A 333-nucleotide genomic window follows, 5' to 3' on the forward strand; every position below is an offset into this window, starting at 1 on the left:
ATACTTATCATTAAAAAGTTCGGCCTTAGACCGGGGGTCTCTTTAATAACTCAAGCATATTACAACGTTGTCTCTACTGTTGTCTTCTCTTGTGTCTTTTTTTCTTTCAATATGTCAAAGAACTCTTCTTTCTAATTAAAAAGGCAAAATTAAAAGGTATAAAACCTGTTTTTTAATTTTTACTTTTTCACTTTTTAATTTGAAAACGTGGAGAATATCGGAGTCGAACCGATGACCCCCTGCGTGCAAGGCAGGTGCTCTAGCCAGCTGAGCTAATTCCCCTTATACTTTAGTAGTCCCGAGCAGATTTGAACTGCTGACCCCTACATTATC

General features: G+C 37.2%; 1 tRNA gene. It reads right to left on the minus strand.

What is annotated here, in order from left to right:
• Nucleotides 1-208 precede the first annotated feature (208 nt).
• Nucleotides 209-282: transfer RNA gene (locus tag GOQ17_RS16155), tRNA-Ala, on the minus strand.
• Between the last annotated feature and the right edge of the window lie 51 nt (nt 283-333).

This window comes from Sphingobacterium composti, from assembly GCF_009829075.1.
Lineage (GTDB): Bacteria > Bacteroidota > Bacteroidia > Sphingobacteriales > Sphingobacteriaceae > Sphingobacterium > Sphingobacterium composti.